The 23489-nt window shown below is 68.6% G+C and carries 14 protein-coding genes; 8 read left to right on the forward strand and 6 right to left on the reverse strand.

Features of this window, described 5'->3' with window-relative positions:
- Window positions 1-214: 214 nt before the first annotated feature.
- Window positions 215-925 (reverse strand): NUDIX hydrolase, encoded by a 711-nt coding sequence (locus tag RIF23_RS17200; protein WP_310913649.1) that lies wholly within the window; start codon window positions 923-925, stop codon window positions 215-217.
- Between the two features lie 177 nt (window positions 926-1102).
- Here RIF23_RS17200 and nadA point away from each other — a divergent pair, with 177 nt between their 5' ends.
- From nadA to RIF23_RS17215, 3 genes are all read left to right on the forward strand, one after another.
- Entirely contained in the window at window positions 1103-2116 is a 1014-nt protein-coding gene (gene nadA / locus RIF23_RS17205; protein WP_310913650.1) for a quinolinate synthase NadA, read from the forward strand.
- A gap of 243 nt (window positions 2117-2359) precedes the next feature.
- Window positions 2360-3865, forward strand: coding sequence for a hypothetical protein (locus RIF23_RS17210; RefSeq protein ID WP_310913589.1), 1506 nt, complete (start codon window positions 2360-2362; stop codon window positions 3863-3865).
- A gap of 146 nt (window positions 3866-4011) precedes the next feature.
- The gene (locus RIF23_RS17215; RefSeq protein WP_310913590.1) at window positions 4012-5838 is read left to right on the forward strand and encodes a bifunctional metallophosphatase/5'-nucleotidase; all 1827 of its coding nucleotides are present in this window, start codon (window positions 4012-4014) and stop codon (window positions 5836-5838) included.
- A gap of 263 nt (window positions 5839-6101) precedes the next feature.
- Here RIF23_RS17215 and RIF23_RS17220 read toward each other — a convergent pair whose 3' ends face one another.
- On the reverse strand, window positions 6102-6701 hold the full coding sequence (locus tag RIF23_RS17220) for a TetR family transcriptional regulator (RefSeq protein ID WP_407659496.1): 600 nt from the start codon (window positions 6699-6701) through the stop codon (window positions 6102-6104).
- Between the two features lie 553 nt (window positions 6702-7254).
- Between RIF23_RS17220 and RIF23_RS17225 the strand changes: the two genes are divergently transcribed.
- The 3 genes from RIF23_RS17225 to RIF23_RS17235 are packed head-to-tail and all read left to right on the forward strand — an operon-like array spanning window position 7255 to window position 10367.
- Window positions 7255-8505 carry a glycosyltransferase family 4 protein gene (locus RIF23_RS17225; protein ID WP_310913591.1) on the forward strand — a complete coding sequence of 417 codons (1251 nt, stop codon included), beginning with the start codon at window positions 7255-7257 and terminating at the stop codon, window positions 8503-8505.
- Between the two features lie 49 nt (window positions 8506-8554).
- On the forward strand, window positions 8555-9307 hold the full coding sequence (locus RIF23_RS17230) for a class I SAM-dependent methyltransferase (protein ID WP_310913652.1): 753 nt from the start codon (window positions 8555-8557) through the stop codon (window positions 9305-9307).
- Window positions 9294-10367, forward strand: a complete 1074-nt coding sequence (locus RIF23_RS17235; protein ID WP_310913592.1) for a prenyltransferase/squalene oxidase repeat-containing protein — start codon at window positions 9294-9296, stop codon at window positions 10365-10367. The genes RIF23_RS17230 and RIF23_RS17235 overlap by 14 nt, the downstream gene beginning before the upstream one ends.
- Window positions 10368-11064: 697 nt before the next feature.
- Here RIF23_RS17235 and RIF23_RS17240 read toward each other — a convergent pair.
- On the reverse strand, window positions 11065-14556 hold the full coding sequence (locus tag RIF23_RS17240) for a transglycosylase domain-containing protein (protein WP_310913593.1): 3492 nt from the start codon (window positions 14554-14556) through the stop codon (window positions 11065-11067).
- Window positions 14557-14877: 321 nt separating this feature from the next.
- Window positions 14878-15453, reverse strand: coding sequence for a class I SAM-dependent methyltransferase (locus tag RIF23_RS17245; RefSeq protein ID WP_310913653.1), 576 nt, complete (start codon window positions 15451-15453; stop codon window positions 14878-14880).
- A 321-nt stretch (window positions 15454-15774) separates the two neighbouring features.
- Here RIF23_RS17245 and RIF23_RS17250 point away from each other — a divergent pair, with 321 nt between their 5' ends.
- Entirely contained in the window at window positions 15775-17499 is a 1725-nt protein-coding gene (locus tag RIF23_RS17250; RefSeq protein ID WP_310913594.1) for a RelA/SpoT family protein, read from the forward strand.
- A gap of 4 nt (window positions 17500-17503) precedes the next feature.
- Here the strand turns inward: RIF23_RS17250 and RIF23_RS17255 are convergent, their stop codons facing one another.
- Window positions 17504-18691: a pyridoxal phosphate-dependent aminotransferase gene (locus RIF23_RS17255; protein WP_310913595.1), complete on the reverse strand. Its 1188-nt coding sequence runs from the start codon at window positions 18689-18691 to the stop codon at window positions 17504-17506.
- A gap of 212 nt (window positions 18692-18903) precedes the next feature.
- Window positions 18904-19272 (reverse strand): BlaI/MecI/CopY family transcriptional regulator, encoded by a 369-nt coding sequence (locus RIF23_RS17260; protein WP_310913596.1) that lies wholly within the window; start codon window positions 19270-19272, stop codon window positions 18904-18906.
- 545 nt (window positions 19273-19817) lie between these two features.
- Here RIF23_RS17260 and RIF23_RS17265 point away from each other — a divergent pair.
- On the forward strand, window positions 19818-23489 hold the full coding sequence (locus RIF23_RS17265; RefSeq protein ID WP_310913597.1) for a multifunctional oxoglutarate decarboxylase/oxoglutarate dehydrogenase thiamine pyrophosphate-binding subunit/dihydrolipoyllysine-residue succinyltransferase subunit: 3672 nt from the start codon (window positions 19818-19820) through the stop codon (window positions 23487-23489).

The following is a 23489-nucleotide window of genomic DNA, read 5'->3' on the forward strand; positions in this document are numbered from 1 at the left end:
TGCCCCAGGCCGGTTTCCTCTCCCCGGCACCTCGGGGCGATCCTCCCTGTGTCGCTTCGCCGGGACCGCGGCCGTCTCCCGCGTGGGTCGCGGGTCCACCGTGCCGCAGCAACCAGATTCGAACGTGTGTACGCTTTTGAGATCCAGCCTAACCCGGACGGACGCTACCACCCAGTCCGGCCCCCGCTATCGACGGCACGCGGCTGCTTCGCAGCTACCCGCGATGCGGGGGACGCAACACCGCGAAGGCATCGGTCACTTCCAGCTCCCGCTGGCGAAACCGGAACAGGGCCGCCGGTCGGCCGCCGGAGCGCCCCGAGGGAACGCACCGACCGGTATCCTCGATCTGGCCCCGGCGCAGGAGCACCCGCCGAAGGTTGGTCGCGGCCACGTCGTGCCCCAGCGCCGCCCGGTAGTAGCCGGACAGCTCCGACATGGTGAACTCTGGCGGGGCAAGCGCGAAGCCGACATTGGTGTAGGACAGCTTGGCCCGCAGCCGACGGCGCCCCGAGTCGACGATGCCCGCGTGATCGAAGGCCATCTGCGGAAGCTGGGTGGCGGGATGCCAGCTGGTGTCCGCCGGGATGACCGGATCGAGATCGGCGGGAACCAACCCCAGGTAGGCGGTGGCCAACACGCGGCCGCCGGGGTGCCGCTCCGGCTCGCCCCGGGTCTCCAGCTGCTCGAGATGGGTGAGGTCCCGCACGTCGACCTTCTGGGCGAGCTGACGACGGATCGAGGGGTCAAGGTCCTCCTGCCAGCCCAGCCGCCCTCCGGGTAGCGCCCAGAAGCCGGCGAAGGGGGCACGTGCACGTTCCCAGAGCAGCACCGACAGACGTCCGGCCCGGATCTGGAGCACGACAGCCAGGACCTCGTGTGCCTGGCCCGCGAGCGAGCTGGACGAGCCGGACGAGCCGGACGGCACAGCCGCGGCTGAGACGCCCGACGTCGTCACCTCCGCAGTCCACGACACGTCGGGCCCACCCTCCATGTCACAACCCCCATCCTGTCCGCTCATACCGCACATGCTAGGGTGTTTCTAGTTTTTGCTTTCCAGACACAAACTGTCTGGTTTCCGAGAGGATCAACCGTGGGGGATCCAATGGCGCAGGCAGGGACCGGGACGGCCGATGCCGCCCCGGGCACGGTGGCGAACGCGGAATGGGCCAAGGAGGTCCGTCGCCTCGCACGCGAACAGGACGCGGTCATCCTCGCGCACAACTACCAGCGCCCAGAGATCCAGGAGGTGGCCGACCACACGGGCGACTCGCTCGGGCTATCCCGGCTGGCCAGCGAGGTCAGCGCGAGCACGATCGTCTTCTGCGGCGTTCATTTCATGGCGGAGACCGCCAAGATCCTCTCCCCGGACAAGCGGGTCCTCCTGCCCGACCCCCGGGCGGGATGCTCCCTGGCCGACACCATCACCGCCGAGGACGTGCGCGCCTGGCGGGCCGAACACCCCGACGCCGTGGTGGTGGCCTACGTCAACACCACCGCCGCGGTAAAAGCCGAAACCGATATCTGCTGCACCTCCTCCAACGCGGCCGATGTGGTCCGCTCCATCCCGCCGGAACGGGAGATTCTCTTCCTCCCGGACCAGTTCCTGGGAGCACACGTCAAGCGGGTAACCGGGCGGGAGAACATCCACGTCTGGATGGGTGAATGCCACGTCCACGCCGGCATCGACGGCCACACCCTACGGGAACGTGTCGCCGCCGAACCCGACGCCGAGGTCTATGTCCACCCGGAATGCGGCTGTGCCACCTCCGCGCTGTACCTCGTGGGGTCCGGCAGCGTGGATCAGGACCGGGTCCAGGTCCTGTCCACGGGCGGCATGCTCAGCGCCGCCGAGTCCACCTCCGCCGACAAGGTGCTCATCGCGACGGAGACCGGAATGCTGCACCAACTACGCGGCGCCAACCCGAACACCCAGTTCGAAGCGGTGAACCCCCGCGCGGAGTGCCACTACATGAAGATGATCACGGCGGATCGGCTCCTGGAGTCCCTGCGGACCGCAACAACGGAAATCACGGTGCCCGAGGACATCGCGGAACGGGCCCGCCGCTCCGTGCGCCACATGGTCGCCATCGGATCATCGGGCCGCGGCGGCGAATAGCGCACCACCCACACACCCGGATCTCTCCGCGATCGGCAGCACCCCCACCCCAATTGCCGCTACCATTCGGGGACAACTCCGACGTCCCGGGCCGGGCGCCCCCACCCACATCCGCCCACCCGGGGCGGTCACGCGTCGGGCGCCCGCGTACGACCCGCACCGGGGCAGGTGCGGCCCTGGTTACCGCCGCGGCCCGCGTTCGCGGTGGAATCCGGACGGCCGACCGTCAGCGTCAAGGGGGTGGTGGGAGCGGAACAGGGCAGCACCGGAGACAGTGCCACCGGCCGGGCACAGCCATGCGGTGGCACCGACGGGGCATGCGGTGCCGCGTCCACGCCCGGCAGCGACACGACCCCCACCCCGGATACCACCAGCGAACAGCTTCTAGCCGCCGTGCCGGAGCTGTACCAGTACTGCTGGTCCCTGGTTGGCCCCGGGGCGATCGCCACCACCGGCAGCCCAAGCACCCGACTCACCGGAGCCTGCGCCGCGGTGTGGACAGCACTACTCACGGCCACCGAGCGGCTGTCGGAGCGGACCGACCACGCCAACACCCCACCCCTGCGGGTATGGCTATTCGCCCTGGCCCGCGCGGCATGTCAACGAAGCGGCTGGATCCGCAGCTCCCCGTATGCGGCATTGTCCATCACCGACGCCGAGGCGGCACCCGCGGCTGTCCTGGGCAGCCTGCCACCAAGCCAGCGGGAACTGCTGGAGCTGGCACTGCGGCACGGCCTGAGTCCCGGCCAGACCGCCCTGGTGACGGGCCTGGACCGCACCACCGTGGCCCGACTCACGGAGGCCGCCATCAGCCGGTGCCGGGACATCATCGCCGCCGAAGCCCCGGAGCTGCTGGAGACGGACCGGTCGCTGTCCCCCCGACGCCTGGCTGACGTCCTGGCCGAGATGCCGCCACCCCACCCACCCCAGAAGCTGACCGCACTGGTCCGGCACGGCTGTACGGCTCCGGAGCAGGCCACCGCGCGACAGGCCGCCGTGCAGCGGCTCGGCCCCTACGACGTCGGGGTGTGGCCTCGACATGTTGGCGCTGCCCACGATCCCGACGAAGCGCGTTGGGCCGCACCATCTCCCGTGGGCACGGACACGGACGGCTCCGTGGATCCACACGATCGCCTGGCCGGCCCCGAGGCGGCGGGGCCGGTTCACGTCGATGTTGCACCGTCCCATACCGGGCCGGGCGTGTCCCGACGTCACTGGCTGCTTCCCGCGGTCGCCGGGCTGTGCACGGTTATCGTGGCACTCGCCGTATGGGGGGCGGCCGCCTATCTCGGTGGCCCGCGGGTCGTGGCCGGTCCACCCCTGGACCTGCCCGCGGCGAGTACACCCGCCGGCGACACCGGCGGTCCCACCGGGGCTGAGGCCGCTCCCACGCCACCGGGCCCGTCCGCAGCCCACCCGGGTGGCCGCGCGGACACCGCCCCGTCCGCCACCGGCGATCCACCAGCCCCCGAGGAGTCACCGGACCCCGCCCCTGTTCCCCCGGCTGAGGACACCGCAGACTCGGGGGCGAGCGCGGCGGCACCAGAGCAGGCCCCCGACGACACCGGCGGCTCTGGAGCATCCACAGAAGACCCCTCGCCCAGCGCTCCGCCACACACTCCCCCTGGTGAGGACTCCGACGGCGACGGTGACGACAACGGAGAGGATCCGAACGGTGACGACGGCGGCCGTGGGGGCCTGCTGTCCGAGGTCACTGACGCACTCGACAAGCTCCTGGGGCGCTCCTGAGAACGACCCCTGCCCGGGGTTTCGACAGCGGAAACCCCACAGTCGCCGCGATGCGGGCTTGTGGATATGTGCCGTTTCGGATGCGGACGTAACGTGCGTCACTCGACAGCATCCACGGCACACACAGAAGGCAAGGGAGAATTCTGGTGACCGTCCGAACCGTGCTCCGTGTCGGCGGAGCGAGCGCACTCGCCTGTGGGCTGACCCTGGGGCTGGCCGCAGGCGCCGCCGCGGATCCCCACGACCGAACCCACTACACCCTGACGATCCTGCACGCCAACGACACCGAGTCCCACCTGCTGGGTGCCCCCTCTGCGCCGAACTTCGGTGGCGTCGCTCGATTCACCACCCTGTTGAACGACCTCCAGGCCGCGGAGCGCCACCCGCGCTCGGCCGAGGGCGCGGAGGCACACCGGCGCGGTGTCCTGTCCGTGCACACGGGGGATACCTTTCTCGCGGGTCCGGAGTTCGGGGCGAGTCTTCGGGAGGACACCCCCTACTACGACGCGCTGGCTCTCGGATACGCCGACTACGACGCCATTGCGATCGGGAACCACGAGTTCGATTTCGGTCCGCAGACCTTCGCGGAGTTCGTGGAGGCGACGCCGGGGGACACACCGTGGCTGTCGGCGAACCTGGACTTCTCGGACGTGGCGGAACTGGCACAGCTCGAGGCCGACGGCGTGTTGGCCCCCAGCACCGTGGTTCGTGAGCGCGGCACGGACATCGGGCTGGTCGGGGCCGTCACTCCCCTCCTGCGCGAGCTCTCCAACCCGGGAGCAGTGGAGGTGGCCGACGACCTGCGTGCCGTGGTCCAGGACGAGGTGGACCGCCTCACCGCGGAGGGTGTGGACACGATCATCCTGATCTCCCACCTTCAGGGCATCGCGCACGATCGGGAGCTCATCCGGGAACTCACGGACGTGGACGCGGCCATCGCCGGTGGTGGCCACGAGACGCACGCTCCGGAGGACACCCCGCTCGTGCCCGGGGACGAGGTCCCCACCGACCCTGCGACGGGAGAGCCGCTGCACTATCCACTGTGGGTCAGTGACGCCGAGGGGACCGACGTGCCGATCGTGACCGCGGGGGACAACTACAAGTACGTCGGACGGCTCGTGTTGAACTTCGACCGCAGCGGTGACCTGATGTCCGTGTCCGAACGTTCCGGTCCGTTGCGCGTGTCCGGGGTCGGGGCGGACGCGGTCGAGCCACATCCCGATGTGCACGCGGAGATCACCACACCGGTACAGCAGCACGTGGACAGCCTCGGTGAGTCGGTCCTCGCGGTCAGCGAGGTGGACCTGGAGGGACGACGCAATCCGGGGGTGCGCACCGAGGAGACCAACCTCGGCAACCTCCTGGCGGACGCCCTCCTCGCGGCGGGACAGGACCACGCCGCGGATCTGGATGTCCCTGCGCCGCAGATCGCCCTGCAAAACGGCGGCGGCATCCGTAACGGTTCCCTGATCCCCGCCGGGGAGCTCACCGAGCTGGACACCCACAACATCGCGGCCTTCTCCAACTTCGTCGCCGTGGTCCCCGAGGTCCCGCGCGAGCAGGTCAAGGAACTACTGGAGAACGGAGTCTCCGAGTTGCCGGCCGCGGACGGCCGGTTCGCGCAGGTCGCCGGCCTCAGTTTCACCTACGACGTGGAGCGAACCGCCCAGGTCCTGGATGCCGAGGGCAGGGTCCTAGAGCCGGGAGAGCGGGTGCGGGAGGTGACGTTGGACGACGGCACCGTCCTTGTCGACGACGGCGAGGTCGTTGCCGGCCCCGACATCCACGTGGCCACCAACGACTTCTCCGCCGGTGGCGGCGACCAGTACCCGTTCCGCGGAGCGGACTACGTATCCGCGCCGCTCACCTACCAGCAGGCCCTGGCTGAGCACCTGTCCACCAACCTGGATGGCCAGGTTCGCGCCGCGGACTACCCCGAGGGCGGCGAGGGCCGCATCACGGCCGCCAACTGAATGCCCTGACGGTCGCTCGCCCCGTCCCCCTGCTCCTCGGCCTGCCGCGGGCAGTGTCCGGGAAGGAGGGGGACATGGCCGGAAGCCACGGGAGTGGTGACAAACGCCGAAGCGCGACCGAGGATCGCGCCGCCTTTCCGCGTACCCGGGCGCACGAGGTTGCCCGTGGACCGTCGGGGTGCTCGACCTCGCCCGCCAGGACCATGTCCCGCTGCGCCACCACTGGCCAGGAACGGTCTGTAGCGTGCGGCGGCACGCGGATATCAGTCCATACCGGCCAGCAGGCGGTCAGCGGTGACCTGCAACCGGTGCTGGACCTGCTCCACGTCGCGATGGCCTTTGAGTACCTCGAGTACCTCGAATATCCACACCCCACACAGGGACCCCACGACGAGATAGTCCGGACTCTCCCGGTCCGGAACGCGCTCCGCGTCGGTCTCCTGGCGGGCGACCCGCCACAGCAGATCCGTGATCCGGGGGGCGAGATCGGTCGTGGCCTCGGTCATGATCAACGACCGCACCAGGGCGTCGCCGAGTTCGGGCTCCCGCATCAGGCCCCGGGTCGCGCGTAGCAACACGTCCACGGCACGTCCCGCCGCGGTCGGGGCCGCCGGAGGGCGACGCTCGATACTGCGTTCGAGCAGGTCGAGCTCTTCGGTGACGACGGCCACCACGAGATCCATCTTGGACGGAAAGTAGCGGTACAGAGTCCCCAGGGCAACGCCCGCACGCTCGGCCACAGCCCGCATCTGCATGGCCTCGACGCCGCCACGGAGCGCGAGGGCCGCGGCGGTCTGCACGATCCGTTTCCGACGTTGGCTCTGGTTGCGCATCCGCAGGCTGGCTGGCGCCTGGGCTCCCACAGCGTCACTCCCCTCGTTGCCCGTAGGGACGGCTACCCCTTCCGCGGGAGGGATTGCTACACGTCCCCCGCCCGCCACACGGCATGCGTCCACAACTCCACGAACACGTTATCCAATGATCGAGTACGGGCTCCGCGGCCGGAGACAACGGTGCCGGAGCTCACGTCCTCCCGGGATGGAGCCGCGCGACGTTGATCCACCACGGTCCTACCCACCGACCACAACTAGAACACGTTTCATTGGCGATCATTGGCGAATCCGACAGATGACCAACCGGTCACCCCGAAACTGTAGTAGATCTAACACGTTATGTGATCGGACGTGCGATGGGAGCTTCGACCCACAGCACCGACAACCGGGCCGGACGCACGCGCATCACCAGCCCCAGTTAAACTACCGAGTAACCTGGCCGACGGCCCAGCCCGCCGGATTGACGCACGTCGAAGCACCAGGACAACCAGACAGCGGTACCGCCCGTACCGAACCGAGGCTTTCGAGCCACTGCCACCCTTTCGACCATCCTGCCGGCCAGCACCGGATAAGCGACCCACCCATGCACCACGGCCCACTGCGCATCGCCCTGCTGTCCTATCGCAGCAAACCGCACTGCGGCGGACAGGGAATCTATGTCCGCCACCTGTCCCGGGAACTCGCCGCACTCGGTCACAGTGTCCACGTGCTGTCCGGCCAGCCCTACCCCGACCTGGATGCCGGAGTTGAACTCGTGCCGGTGCCCAGCCTGGACCTCTACAACGACCGGGACCCGTTCCGCACCCCGCCGCTCCGGGAATGGCGGGACTGGATCGACGCACTCGAAGTCGCCACGATGTGGACCGCAGGATTCCCCGAACCACTCACGTTCTCCCTGCGCGCCCGGCGAGAACTCCGCTCCCGCGCCGAGTGCTATGACGTCGTGCACGACAACCAGACCCTGGGCTACGGGCTGTTGGGGCTCGGGCGAGTCGGTCTCCCCCTGGTCACCACGATCCACCACCCCATCACGGTCGACCGCAGGATCGAACTCGACCAGGCCCGGGGGCTCCAGCGACTCAGCAAACGTCGCTGGTACAGCTTCGTGGGCATGCAGGCACGCGTGGCCCGACGACTGAGCCCCATCCTGGTTCCCTCCCAGTCCTCGGCCGACGACATCGTCCGTGAGTTCGCGGTAGATCGTGCCCGCACCGAAGTGGTACCGCTCGGCGTGGACACCCGCTACTTTCACCCGCGCCCCGAGGTCAGCCGCGCTCCCGGACACCTCGTGTGCGTCGCCAGCGCCGACAGCCCGCTCAAGGGAGTGGACGTGCTGCTCCGCGCCACAGCCAAACTCGCCACCGAACGGGACGTACGGTTGACCGTGGTGAGTCGACCGAAGCCCGGGGGCGAATCGGACCGGCTCGTGGACGCGCTCAGCCTGCGCGATCGCGTGAACTTTGTGCACGGCCTCAGTGACGAGGAACTCGCACGGCTCCTCGCCAGCGCCGAGGTTGCCGTGGTGCCCTCCTACTACGAGGGCTTCTCCCTGCCCGCCGTGGAGGCCATGGCCTGCGCAACACCACTCGTTGCCAGCAGGGCGGGCGCCCTGCCCGAGGTCGTCGGGTCCAACGAGACCGCAGGCCGGCTCGTTCCGCCCGGGGATCCCGAAGAACTGGCCATGACCATTGGTCGACTCCTCGACGCCCCCGACGAGCGGGAACGCATGGGGGCCGCCGCCTGGGAGCGGGTCCGCGCGCATTTCAGCTGGCGCGCCGTGGCGGAGACCACCGCCGCGCGCTACCGCGACACGATGGCGACAGCCCCGCGCTGAGCGGTCCCGGTCCCAACCCTCCACCACCCCAACCCTGAAGGAGCCACCCCTGATCACCGTCGACTTCGACCGTTTTCCCGTCGGACCCGGAAACCATCTGCTGGACCTTGGCTGTGGCGGCGGCCGGCACGCCTTCGAAGCGCTGCGCAGGGGCGCCAACGTGGTCGCGTTCGACCACGACGCCACCGAGCTGGCCACCGTGGACAGTATGTTCGCCGCGATGCGTGCCGAGGGGGAGGTGAGCGACACCACCGAAGCCCGCACCGTCTCTGGGGACGCGTTGGACATGCCCTTCCCGGACGGCTCGTTCGACCGTGTGATCGTATCCGAGGTCTTCGAGCACATCCCACACGACACGGCCGCCATCGCGGAGCTGTACCGGGTGCTCCGCCCTGGGGGTGTCGCCGCCGTGACCGTTCCCAGCTGGCTTCCGGAACGGTTGTGCTGGGCACTGTCCGAGGACTACCACACCAGCCCCGGCGGGCACGTGCGCATCTACACCCGTGCCGAGCTCGAGGCGAAGCTCAAGGCTCAGGGCTTCCGCATCGGCCCACACCACCACGCGCACGCGCTCCATACTCCGTACTGGTGGATCAAGTGTGCGGTGGGGCCGGACAACGAGGAGCATCCCCTGGCCCGCGGCTATCACCAACTCCTCGTGTGGGACATCCTCTCGGCTCCCCGCCTCACCCGCGTGACCGAACGCTTGCTGAACCCACTCGTTGGGAAGAGCCTGGTGGTCTACGTTCGTAAACCTCCCACAGCCACCGGAGGCACGGAAGGCCGCCATGGCGACGCATAGGCTTCCCGAGCTGGACGGGGTCCTCTCCCCCGAGGACATCGCACAGACCGCCGAGTACCTGGCCGATATGCAGGAGGCGTCGGGAGCCATTCCCTGGTTTCGTGGTGGCCACCTCGACGTGTGGGATCATGTGGAGTGTGCCATGGCCCTGGCCACAGCCGGGCACACCCAAGCCGCAATGCGGGCGTACGGCTGGCTGGCCGACATCCAGCTTCCCGACGGATCCTGGCCCGCGAAGCTGCGCCACGGGCACGCCGTCACCGGACTACGCGAGGCCAACCACGCCGCCTACATCGCAGTCGGCGTATGGCACCAGCTGGTACTGACCGAAGACGAGAACTGGGCACACCGCCTGTTTCCCACCGTGCAGGCGGCCCTCGACTTCGTCCTCGACCTCCGTACCCCCCGGGGCGAGGTGCGGTGGGCCCGAGACGCCGACGGGACAGCCGGGGATCATGCCCTCCTCACCGCATGTTCCAGCATCCACCACGCACTGCGGTGCGGCGTGCACCTCGCCGACCGGCTGGGCGCGGCCCGCCCGGACTGGGAACTCGCAGCCGCCCAGCTCGGCCATCTGATCAGCGAGCACGAGGACATCTTCGCCGACCGCAGCCGATTCTCCATGGACTGGTACTACCCCATCCTCGGTGGTGCCGTCCGCCTCGGGGCACAGACCCGGATCGACGAACGCTGGGACCAGTTCGTCGTACCGGGACTCGGCATCCGTTGCGTCAGCGACCAGCCCTGGGTGACGGGCGCGGAAACCTGCGAACTGGTGATCGCGTTGGCCGCGCTGGGCCTGCGGGAACATGGAACACAGCTCCTCGCGGCCATGCAGCACCTCCGCGACCCTGCCGACGGGGCGTACTGGACCGGCTACCAGTTCGTCGAACGGCGCAACTGGCCCGTGGAACGCAGCAGCTGGACCGCGGCCTCGGTGATCCTGGCTGCGGACGCCCTGACCCAGACCACCCCGGGCGCCCGGGTCTTCACCGACGTCGCGGCCGAGCCCGGCGCGGTTGATCCGGACCGGTGCGGCTGCGGCGTCCTGGTGCGCTAGGCAGCGTTGGGGACAGCTTTCGGATCAGGCAGCGGTTCTCGCGAGCGGGGCCAGCGCCTGCCCAGGGCGAGAGCACCATCCTGGTGTGGCGGTCTGAACTCAGCGCCACAGCGCGCAGTGCCGCGTGTGGCCGGCCTGCTGATTGGGTGATGTAACGCGTAGGACTCATGTCTTCACACTGTGGCCAGCCTGCTGGGGACCGGGTGGTCGTTGGTGTCGCGCGGGAGATGTCGGCTGACACGGCCCGCACGGTTCACCAAGCACCGGAACCACGATCGCCCGTTAGCCGTGTGTGAAGGGTCTCCTGGCTGCTCCGGAGCACGCCCACCCCATGCCCACGCACCGCCGCGCGGGAGAACACACCGCCCCCACCATCCTCCGGTGGCCGTCGTGCGGGGGAGCGCCCCGGAACCAGCACACCACCGGTGACCACCACGGCGCGACGCCGCCGGCGGCCGACACGGCGCGTACGGGGAGCCCACCACCAGCACCCCGCTCCCAATCAAGCCACGTCGCGTCGTGAACCGGTACGCCCCGCCGGGGGCTGGGCGGCATCGTCATCGCCGAGAGCGTGCCCGGCCCGTGCCCGTGGGTGAGTCGTGGTCTGGCCGCCGCAGCACCGGCTCCGGGCCGCGTCGTTCCACCGCGCCCCGGAGCCCGGCTGGAACCACCACGTGGCCCCGCCGGGGCGCTGGCCTCACTCCGTGTCCTGGCCCTCATCACCACCGTTACCGGGTTCCTCCGGAGGCTCCGGTTCCGGGCCACCCGGGTCCTCCGGGTCACCCGGATCCTCCGGAACCCCGGGTTCCTCGGGCTCCGGCTCCTCCGGGGGTTCCTCGGGCTCCTCGGTCTGCTCGGATCCGTCCTGTTCCGGCTCCTCGGTGTCCTGGGGCTCACGGGTCGGCTCGGGTGTGCCACCCCAGTCCTGCACGTTGCCGCCCATATCCGGGGAGGGGAACTGCTGGACCTCCTCACCCTCCAGCGCACGACTCATGAAGGTCTGCCAGATCATTGCCGGCAGGGTGCCCCCGGACAGGGAGCCGTAGCCGGGCATACTGAAGGACTGGTTGTCGCCGTTGTACACACCGACGGCGGTGGACAGCTGCGGGGTGTAGCCCACGAACCACGCCGCGACGCTTCCGTCCGTGGTCCCGGTCTTTCCTGCGGCGGGGCGACCAATACCGGCCCGGGTCCCCGTTCCGTTCGTGATCACCCGCTCCATGGCGTGGGTGACGTCCGCGGCCGTTTCCGGGGACATCGCCTGGTTCCGGTCCACCTCGGGGCGTTCGTTCTCGCCCTCACGATTCTCGATCTCCCGGATGACGTGCGGCTCCACGTGTTCGCCCGCGTTCGCGAAGGTCGCGTACCCCGACGCCTGGTGCACGGGGCTCACATCGGAGACCCCGAGGGGCAGTGTCGCGGCGTGCGCCTGCTCGTCCGTGATCATGTTCTCCGGGATCCCGGCGTCGTGGGCCAGATCCACGACATTCTCCAGCCCGATCTGCTGGCCCAGCCGAACGAAGCCCGTGTTCGAGGAGTTCTGGGTGGCCTGGATCAGCGTCTGTCGCGGATTGTCCCCTGTCGCGTTGCTGATCGTGGCCCCGTGGATACTCATCGGCCCACTGCCGTCCACCACGGTGTTGAGGCTCAGCCCGCTCTCCAGGGCAGCGGCGAGAACGTAGGGCTTGAACGCCGAACCGGCCTGGGCGGATCCCCGGAACGCACTGTCGTAGGCGTTCTCGAGATAGTCCTCCCCACCGTAGAAGGCCCGAACCTCGCCCGTTTCCGGATGGATGGACGCAATCCCGATCTCGACGCCGTCGGGGACCGTGTCCAGATCCACGTGGGCCTCCACCGCCTCCTCGGCGATGTTCATCAGGTTCTCGTCGAAGGTCGTGTACACGCTGTAGGCACCACGCTGGATGTCATCCTCGGTGTATCCGAGCTGTTCCAGCTCCGACATGGCCTGCTGGACCATGTATCCCTGGTACCCCTCCAGGCTCCGGTCGTCGTGGGACCGTTCGGGTTCCGGCTGGGCGAACTCCATCTCGTCCGCTTCGGCCTCGGTGATCGAGCCCATGTCCACCAGCCCGTTGACCACGTAGTTCCAACGGTCCTCCATCCAGGTGGCCGTCTCCACGTCAGCCGAACCAAACGGGGACGGATTCTGGATGGCTGCCGCGAGGAACGCGGCCTCGTCGGGACTCAGATCCTGAACATCCTTGTGGTAGTAGGCCTGCGCAGCCGCCTGGATCCCATAGGCACCTCGACCGAAGTACACGGTGTTGAGGTACTGCTCGAAGACCCACTCCTTGTTGTCGTCGTAGCCCTCGGGTGCTTCCTGACGATCCACCTTCAACGCGATGATGATCTCGCGGAACTTCCGGTTGATGGTCTGTTCCTGACTCAGACCCTCGTAGTAGTTGCGAACCAGCTGCTGCGTCACCGTGGACCCACCCTGGACCTGCTGCCCAGTCACGGTATTCCAGATGCCGCGGACGGTACCCGAGATGGACACCCCTGGTTCGTCCCAGAAATCCCGGTCCTCGGCGGAGAGGACCGCATTTTGTACCTCTTCGGGTACGTCGTCCAGCTCCACCGGGTCGCGGTCCACCCCACGCTCGGCGAGCACGGTCTCCCCGTCGGCGTAGTAGAACGTGGACTTCTGGTCCGTGGCGTAGGCCTGCGTGTCGTCCGGAATGTCGATGATGGCGAAGGCGACGCCGAAGGCCCCTCCCGCGAGCAGCACGAGGACACCGGCGCCGATCAGGACGCCCCGGGTGATCCGAACCCAGAGGGGACGCTTCCCGGACGCCTGGTCCGCGCTGGTGTTCCCGCCCTCGTGCTCCGTGTCGGTGGAACCGTCCCCACCACCGGCGAATGCCGCCTGCTGGGCGGGGGACGCCGCATCGGCCTGCGGTGGCTGCCCGGAGGCCGCATCGGACATGGGTGCCGGTCCCGGGGGGCCAGGAGGGCCGGGGGGCTGCGCCGGGGGTGCGGCAGCCGCCCCCGCGGTGCCGTGATCCGTGGGCGGAGCCGTACCCGCGTCGTCGTCGCCGCCCGGTGTCGCGGGCATGCCAACGCTTGCGGTCTCGGCAGTGTCGGAAGTATCGGCAGGATCCGGGACATGGGCCGCCGGGGTCGAGTCCGCTTGCGGTTCCGGGACGGCCCCTGGCGGCGCTACGGCGGTGGTCTCCCCCGTTGGGGGCTCTTCCTCGCCGGGGGACGGCAGGGGACCCGTTGCGCTTCCGGTGATCGGAGCATCACCCGGGTACGGCTCCGCGGCTATATCCGCTGCCTCCGAACCACCGGACGCAGCGGCGCCGTCTGTGTCCGCTGCCGGGGGATCCGCCGGTGTCGACGCGCCTGATGCCTCGGAGGGGGATGTCGCGGCAGCGGAGTCGGTGGTGGCGGTCCCGTCAGTCACGGCGTGGAACGGTCGCGTGTCCGGCTTCGGGTCGAACCAACCACGGGTGGGGGCCTCGCTGCCGCCCGTTCCGGTCGCGAGCCCGGTCAGGCCGGACGTAACCCCCGAGTCTGCCTCGGGAACGGTCCCGGACGTGGCCTCCGGGGCAGGGTCGGTGTCCCCGGCGCGGCCACGGACACCATCAGTCTCGGTAGCGCTCCTGCTCTCGTCACCGGTGTCCACGCGGGATTCTCGGGGCGCCGCTGCGTCGGCGCCCTCCGCCGCGGCACCATTGCTCGTACCGTCGGCGCTGTCGGCGCTGTCGGCGCTGTCGGCGCTCTGGGAACCGTCCGCCCCCGATGGGTCGCCGTCGCCCGAGGGTGCATCCCCACGGACTGCCTGACCGGTGATATCCACCCCGTACTGCTCGTTCAGCCGTCGGGCGACCCGGTCGCGAAACGAGAGTCCGGTGTCCGTGAAGGCACTGTCGGCAAGAAACGGCGAGGCCGGAGAGGCCGACGTCACATCGTTGTCCGCGGGAGCGTCGCCGTCGCCGTCGCTGCCGCCCGCGCGGGACACGCTGTGCGCGTCCCCAGCACTGTCGGAGCTGCCGGCGCTGGCAGTACTGTCGGCATGATCGCTGCTTGCGGCACTTACCGTGCTTGCGACGCTGTCGCCACCGGTGGCATCGGACGTGCTCGCAGTACTGCCAGCACTGGCCGCCCCACGGTCCGGCGCCCCACTGTCGGGCGACACATCCGATTCCGCGACGGTCGGCTCCATGGCGTCCTCAGGGACGGAGACCCCGTCGGTGTCGTCGTCTCGGCGCGGCGTGGGCTCGTCGCCGTCGCCGCTTGTCCTCTCACTCAGTTCCGTCGCCCCCTGCTCATCGACCCGGAAACGTGGCCAGCTGACCCTGTGTATTGGACACGTACGGGGGTCGATTTGGTTTCACTGCGATGGCTTCGGCTGTCAGCTCGTGTGGGGGATCCGCTGCACGCACTGTCCACAACGATACCGGCACGACGGGTGTTCTGCGGCTGCGGGACGTGAGTTCACGTGGCAGACGCGGATATCCGCCTGGCGCGGATCCGCGATCCTTCGTCACGCGATGCGCCACAGCACCCGGAGTGAACCGTGCACGTGGATCTCCCGGAACTTCCCGGACTCCAGAGCCCGACAGTAGACATGGTACGGCGGCCGGCCACCGTCGGCGGGGTTCGGAAACACGTCGTGGATCACCAGCACCCCCCCGGCCGCCACCCAGGGGCTCCAGGCGGCGTAGTCGCTCTGGGCCGCCTCCTCGGTATGCCCCCCGTCGATGAAGAGCATCCCAACCGGCCGTCCCCACATCGCGGCGGCGGTGGTGGAGGGACCGACCATGGCGAGCACATACTCTTCGAGACCGGCGGTGTGGATGGTCCTGCGAAACGCGCTCAGGGTGTCCAACAGCCCGACCTGTGGATCCACGAGTTCGGGGTCGTGGTACTCCCAGCCAGGTTGATGCTCCTCCGAGCCCCGATGATGGTCGACCGTGACCACCGTTCCGCCGACCTCACGGGCCGCGGCCGCGAGGTACACCGTCGACTTGCCGCAGTAGGTTCCGATTTCCACAACCGGCCCGAGGGCCAGGTACTCCCGGGCAACCGCGTACAGCACCTGTCCTTCGTCCTCGGGCATGAACCCGGGGGCCTCCTCGGCAACACGCCGGACGGACTCCGCGGGTCGGGCCGCAAACCTCCCGGGCCCGACGCTCACAGCCCCCTCAGTCACATTCCCTCCTCGCAGGCGTCAGCACGGCGCTGGGCGGGCTGACGGACATGGGCCACGGCCACCGGGCCGTGGACACTGTGCCAGTAGCGCCAGGAGAGCCGACAATGTGGCAACCAACCACACGCGGCACGGGTACCACAGGTATCGTGGACAGACCTGGCGGCACCAATCTCTCATATGGACTGTGGCCAGCCGGGAGCGAGGCACCCGGGACAGAACGTCGGAGGCATGGGCACAGCGGACCCGACCACAGGAGCCACCTCGCGAACCTGGTGGCAGCGACTCAACGCGGCCACAGCCGGACGGATCCACCACACCGAAGTGGAACCACTGGTCCGCGAACACCTGCGCTGGCACCCCAGAGCCGGAGTCGACACCCTACGTCGGGCCTACGCGGTCGCCCACCATCTCCATGACGGCCAACGCCGAAAGTCCGGCGAGCCCTACATCAGCCATCCGCTGGCGGTCGCACTCATCCTGGCGGAAACCGGTGTTGATACGGCGACCCTCGTCGCCGCGCTGCTGCACGACACGGTCGAGGACACGCCGTACACGGTGGGACAGCTACGCGCCCAGTTCGGCGATGAGGTGGCGATCATGGTGGACGGGGTCACCAAACTGGACCGCTCTATGTACGGGGCGGACGCCGCCGGCGAGACCTTCCGCAAGATGGTGCTGGCGGCCTCGGCCGATCTACGGGTCCTCCTGATCAAGCTCGCGGACCGACTCCACAATCTACGGACCCTGGCGTTCCAGCCACCGCATAAGCAGCGCAAGATCGCAGCCGCGACGCGCGAGGCGCTGATCCCCTTCGCCGAACGGCTGGGTGTTTACGCCCTGAAGCGGGAACTGGAGGACCTGTGTTTCGCCTACCTCGAACCCGAGGCGTACGAGGCGACGGTGAACGCGATCGCCGAGGCCCGCTCCCGCGACCGCGCGGAACTTGACGGGGTGGTGCGTCGACTGCGTGACGTCCTGTCCGAGTTCCGCATCAAAAACGACGTGATCGTGCGGGACCGACACCCCTACTCGGTGCACACGACCCGCGGCGGCCACCTGGAGGGTCTGGACAGTTTCGGGGTGTCCCGCATTATCGTGACGGTTCCCCGGGACAGCCGCGACTGCTACATCGCCCTCGGAGCGGTACACAGCGCGTGGAAACCCCTACCGGCGCGTCTCAAGGACTTCATCGCTGTCCCCAAGTACAACCTCTACCGGGCGCTGCACACCACCGTTGTCAACAACAGCGGTCGGGTTTTCGAGGTGATCGTGTGCACCGCCGAGGAATATCGGGTCTCCGAGTACGGGCTCATCGCACACGTTGCCGACGCCACTTCCGACGACGGTCGACGCGCGGTGACGCGCCGCGCCGATCTGGAGTGGCTGCAACGGCTGTTGTCCTGGCAGGGGCAGGTCAGCGCGGACGAGCTGCTCCAGGGGGTACGCACGGACCTCGTTCCGGACAGCATGGTGACCTTCACCCGCGAAGGTGACCTGGTCACCCTCCCGCGAGGCGCGACGGCGCTGGACTTCGCCTACGCCCTCAGCCCAGAGCTCGGCGACCGCTATATGGGGGCCCAGGTCGACGGTCGCCTTGTCCCGGCCGCGACCCGCCTGCGGGACGGCCAGACCGTGGAGATCCTCACCAGCGAGGACTCGAGCGCTTCGGCTTCCTGGCTCACGGTCGTCAAGACGGGGCCGGCCCGCAGTGGAATCACCCAGCGGCTGGCCGAACAGCAGGCCGAACGCGACGCCAGCCAGGGCCGCGCCGAGATCCGGGAGCGCCTACGCACGGCCGGCTACAGCCTCCTGGAGCTGGAAGGAACCGGGGTGGCGACCTCCGTGGCGCGCCGTCTGGGATACGCAGACCTCGAGGGCTTGTACACGGCCGCGAACTCGGGGGACATCGACCCGGGAAACCTGGTCACCGAACTGGTGGGCAGCGTCCGCTGAGGCGTCAGGTGCCCTGCGGCTGCGGCATCCGCGCCTCCAGCCTCCGGACAGCCTCGTCGAGCACCGGGTCTTGTTTACAGAAGGCGAAGCGCACCAGGTGCCGGCCTTCGGCTGGGTCGGCGTAGAACACCTGGGCGGGCACGGTGACCACTCCCGCCGCGTGGGGCAGGCTCCGTGCCAGCTCCACACCGTCCTCGAACCCCAGGGGACGGATGTCCGCCATCACGAAATAGGTGCCCTGGGGAACGTGGGGCCGCAGACCGGCCCGCGCCAGCCCCGTCGCCAACCGGTCCCGCTTCTGCTCCAACGCCGCTCGCTGCTGCTGAACCCACTCCTGTTGGGACGTTATGGCCTCGGCGACGGCGAGTTGTAGGGCGCCGTTGGCGGTGAACGTCAGGAACTGGTTCACCGTCCGCACGGCGCGCACCAGCGGCTTGGGCCCCATCACCCAGCCGATCTTCCACCCGGTCACCGAGTAGGTCTTGCCGGCGGAGGAAATCGCCAGGGTACGCTCGCGCATGCCCGGCAGGCTGGCCAGGGGAATGTGCTCGGCACCGTCGAAAATCAGGTGCTCGTAGACCTCATCGGTGACCGCGAGAAGGTCGTGCTCGCGACACAGCTCGGCGATGGTTTCGAGCTCGGAGCGGCGTAGCACGGTCCCGGTCGGGTTGTGCGGCGAGTTCACGATGATCATGCGGGTGCGCGGCCCCACCACGGCCCGCAGTTCCGCGGGGTCGAAGGTGAAGCGTGTACCGCCGGCATCGGGACGCAGGGTGACCGGCCGAGCGACTCCGTTCGCCAGGGCGATGGCGGCGGCGTAGGAGTCGTACATGGGTTCCAGCACCACCACCTCGTCGCCGGCCTCGACGAGCCCCAGCACCGAGGCGGCGATCCCGGCCGTGGCGCCGACCGTGACGTAGACCTCGGAGTCGGGGTCGTAGTCGAGTCCGAAACGTAGCCTGCGGTCGGCGGCCACGGCCGACCGCAGCTCCGGACGCCCCAGACCGGGGGGATACTGGTTTACTCCGTTGGCCATGTGGGCGCCGGCGGAGCGCACCAGTGCCTCGGGGCCGTCGGTGTCCGGAAACCCCTGTCCGAGGTTCACGGCCTGGGTTTCGGCGGCGAGCCGGGTCATCTCCGCGAAGATTGTCTCGCCGAACTGGCGCATGCGGGCGACGAGGGCGTCAGACATGCGTCCAAGCATAGGCCGCGGGGCGTTGCCGGCTCCATCCCCGCCCCGGGCGGTGGGTGCGTCCGCGGGTACCGCCCTCCAGTATGCGGCGCTGGTTGGCGGTGGCCGGGCGGCCGGTGTCCCGGACCTGGGTTCCCGCACCACCGGGAACGCCGGGCCTCGCTCGCCGGTGGTCGTGTCCCAGTCCCAGGTCCCAGTCCCTCCACCCCGGTTCAGGAGGCGACTCCACGATGCGTGTGGGCGAGCACATCCCGCAGGTGGGCCATGTCCTCGTCGCTACAGTGTTCGACGAACCGACGCATGGTCACCCCGCGGTTCCCGCTCCCATCCAGGACCTGACACATCATCCGGGCGGTGTGTTCCTCCCGGCTGGCGTAGGGCCAGTATCTCCAGGCTCGGCCCGCCTTCTCCCTGCGCAGCACTCCCTTGTTGTGCAAGATGTTGGTCACAGTCATCACGGTCGTGTAGGCGACCTCGCGGTTGTAGGTCATGCTCTCGCGAATCTCGCGGACGACGAGGGGACGTTCCGCCTGCCAGAGTGTGTCCATAATCGCGGACTCGAGTTCTCCGAACTCTCGCAACCTCACCCACCTCCGGAGCGTCATGCTAGAGACACACCGGGCTCGTCGGGGCCGATTTCGCAAAAGTGCTCGCAAAGTGCCCGCAATTCGGGGAACTGCGCATGGGGCGCCCCGGAACTTCTGTGCGGCGGCTCCGGTTGCTGCTCGGCGACGGCCGGGCCCACCGCCCCGCCGCTGGCCCACCACAGGGGTGGTGCGTGGGGACGGTGGCCGTCCTGCCCGGCCGTGCCACTAGTCCGACGCCCCCGCGCTCTCGTGCGGTTCCCCCGCCGCGGCCAGAACCTCAGACGAACCGTGTCCCGTGTGAGCTGCGAGACACCACAGGTCCCAGGCGTGGCCGTGTCTGGCCAGCAATTGTTAGCTTTGTCCCAGGCCGGGACGGGCCACGTGGCCGCGCGCCACCAACGCGGGCATTAGCCTGAGAGAAGCGAGATATCCGGCTTGGCGTCCTGCCGTGGCCTGGCGCAAGGCCTCGCCAGCTCGGCGCCCGCCCATCTCGGACATTCCAATGAACTAGCGAGTTGCGGAAGAGGGCGATCTCCGCCGTGTCGTCTGAGGCGTCTCAACCCCCAACAGACTTCGGGCCCAACGAGTGGTTGGTTGACGAGCTGTACCAGCGGTATCTGAGCGATCCCAACTCTGTGGACAAGGCGTGGTGGAGTTTCTTCGCCGACTACGGCACCACGAGTTCCACACCAGAGCCCGCATCGAAGGACAGTAAGGGTGGGGCCACGCCGCAGGCGACCCCGGAACCCACGAAGGAACCCACGAAGCGCGAGAGCGCACCGGCCGCCGAACCCCGAACAGAATCGGCTCCCGCGTCATCCACGACCGAGGACGACACCGGTGGGGCCACCGAGGAGCGCCTGCGTGGCGCGGCTGCCCGCACAGCCACGAACATGGCGGACAGCCTGGCGCTGCCGATGGCAACGAGTGTGCGCGCCGTTCCGGTGAAGCTCCTGTTCGACAACCGGGTTGTCATCAACAACCATCTCAAGCGTGGACGTGGCGGGAAGATCTCCTTTACCCACCTGATCGGCTACGCGATGGTGAAGGCCGCACGCGCCACGCCGGTCATGAACCACTCCTACACGGAGGTGGACGGCAAGCCGGGTGTGCGCAAGCCGGAGCACATCAACCTCGGCATCGCGATCGACCTCCAGAAGTCGGACGGGTCTCGGCAACTGGTGGTGCCGAATATCAAGAACGCCGAGACCATGGATTTCCGGGAGTTCTGGACGGCCTACGAGGACGTGGTCCGCAAGGCCCGCACCAATAAGCTGGGTGTGGCTGACTTCCAGGACACCACGATCAGCCTCACCAATCCGGGCGGTATCGGAACGGTGCACTCGGTCCCGCGCCTCATGCCCGGGCAGGGCACGATCCTCGGCGTGGGCTCGATGGAGTATCCCGCAGAGTTCCAGGGTGCCTCGCCCGAGACCCTGAACCGACTGGCGGTCAGCAAGGTGATGACCCTCACCTCGACCTATGACCACAGGATTATTCAGGGCGCCCAGTCCGGCGAGTTCCTGCGCACGATCCACCAGCTGCTGCTGGGTGAGGACGGGTTCTACGACGAGATCTTCCACGCGCTGCGGATCCCCTACGAGCCGGTCCGCTGGGTGCAGGACATCTCCGTGGACGAGAGCACGGAACTGGACAAGGCCACGCGGGTCCAGGAGCTGATCCATGCCTACCGGGTCCGGGGTCACCTCATGGCCGACACCGACCCGCTGGAATACAAGCAGCGTCGTCATCCCGACCTGGACGTACTCGAACACGGGCTGACCCTGTGGGACCTCGATCGCGAGTTCCCCACCGGCGGCTTCGGCGGTAAGCCGGTCATGAAGCTCCGCGAGATCCTGGGCGTCCTGCGGGATACGTACTGCCGCACCATCGGCATCGAATACATGCACATGCAGAGCCCCGAGGAGCGGGACTGGATCCAGTCCCGCATCGAGCGTCGGGGCCACGACCAGCTCTCCCGTGAGGAGCAGCTGCACGTCCTGCGCAAGCTCAACAACGCCGAAGCGTTCGAGACGTTCCTCCAGACCAAGTACGTGGGCCAGAAGCGATTCTCCCTGGAGGGCGGCGAATCCCTGATTCCGCTGCTCGACGGGGTGCTGGCCGACGCGGCGCACGAGAACCTCGACGAGGTCGTCATCGGGATGGCCCACCGCGGCCGGCTCAACGTCCTGGCCAACATCTGCGGTAAGTCCTACGCCCAGATCTTCGGCGAGTTCGAGGGCAACATCGACCCCCGCAGCGCCCACGGCTCCGGAGACGTGAAGTACCACCTGGGCAGCGAGGGCGTTTTCGAAGCTCCGGACGGGGCGAAGATCAACGTGACCCTGGCCGCGAACCCCAGCCACCTGGAGGCGGTCAACCCGGTCGCCGAAGGCATCGTCCGCGCCAAGCAGGACATCCTGGACAAGGGGCAGAGCGGGTTCACTGTGCTGCCGCTGCTCATCCACGGAGACGCGGCGTTCGCGGGGCAGGGCGTCGTGGCCGAGACCCTGAACCTGTCGCAGCTCCGCGGCTATCGCACCGGGGGCACGGTGCACGTCGTCGTGAACAACCAGGTCGGCTTCACTACCTCCCCGAAGGACAGTCGGTCCAGTGTCTACTCGACCGACGTCGCCCGGATGGTGCAGGCTCCCATCTTCCACGTGAACGGCGACGATCCCGAGGCCGTGGTCCGCGTCGCCAAGCTGGCCTTCGCCTACCGCCAGGCGTTCAACAAGGACGTGGTGCTCGATCTGGTCTGCTACCGGCGCCGTGGCCACAACGAAGCGGACAACCCCTCGTTCACCCAGCCCCGGATGTACGACGTCATTGACGCCAAGCGGTCCACGCGCAAGATCTACACCGAGGCGCTGATCGGCCGTGGTGACATCACCATGGAGGAGGCCGAGCAATCCCTGCGGGATTACCAGGGCGAGCTCGAGCGCGCGTTCACGGAGACGCGGGAGGTGGGCAAGCAGGCCACTCCCGAGGGGTTGCCGGTGCGTGCGGAAGTTTACGACGAGAACCGGATCGACCACTCGGAAGCCGCCACCGCGATCAGCTCCGAGACCGTCAAGACCATCGTGGACACCCAGCTCAACCTGCCCGAGGGGTTCCAGCCGCATCCCCGGCTCGGCCCCCAGCTCCAGAAGCGGGGTCAGATGGTCACGGACGACGCCATCGACTGGGCGCTGGGCGAGACTCTGGCCATCGGCTCGCTGCTGCTGGACGACCATCCCGTACGGCTGGTGGGCCAGGACACGCGGCGGGGCACCTTCGGGCAGCGGCACGCCGTCCTCGTGGACCGGGAAACCGGTACGGAGCACACCCCGCTGAAGTCCTTCGACCGGGGAACGTCCAAGTTCTACGTCCACGACTCGCTGCTCAGCGAATACGCCGCACTGGGCTTCGAGTACGGCTACTCGCACGTGCGGCCGAACGCCCTCGTTGCCTGGGAAGCCCAGTTCGGGGACTTCGTCAACGGCGCCCAGACCGTGCTGGACGAGTACATCAGCTCCGGTGAGCAGAAGTGGGCCCAGCAGTCGAGTGTGGTTATGCTGCTGCCGCACGGCTACGAGGGGCAGGGGCCGGACCATTCCTCCGCCCGGATCGAGCGCTTCCTCCAGCTGTGCGCGCAGGACAACATGACCGTGACCCTGCCCACCACCCCGGCGAACTACTTCCATCTGCTGCGGTGGCAGGTGAAGTCCAGCTACCACCGTCCGCTGGTGGTCTTCACTCCGAAGGTGCTGCTGCGACTCAAGGCGGCCACCTCCGCGGTCTCCGAGTTCACCGAGGGGTCGTTCCAGCCGGTTCTGGGAGACCAGGGCAACCTCGACCCCGCAGCGGTGCGTCGGGTGGTGCTCTGCTCCGGAAAGATCTACTACGAGCTCGAGGCGGCTCGGCAGCGAACGGGGGACCAGAGCACGGCCCTCATTCGGGTGGAGCGGCTGTACCCGTTGCCGGCGAAGGAGATCCGCGACCAGCTGGCCGCCTACCCGAACGCTGGAGAGACCCTGTGGGTGCAGGAGGAGCCGGCGAACATGGGGCCGTGGCCGTTCGTGGCGCTTGCCTTCGCCGAGCAGCTCGACCAGCCGCCGATCCGGGTTTCCCGCCCCGCGAGCTCCTCGCCGGCCGTGGGCTCGCCGAAGCGACACGAGTACGAGCAGCAGTCGCTGATCGACACCGTCTTCCCGCCCGCCGAGGAGTGA

The sequence above is a fragment of the Lipingzhangella rawalii genome (assembly GCF_031628175.1).
Lineage (GTDB): Bacteria > Actinomycetota > Actinomycetes > Streptosporangiales > Streptosporangiaceae > Lipingzhangella_A > Lipingzhangella_A rawalii.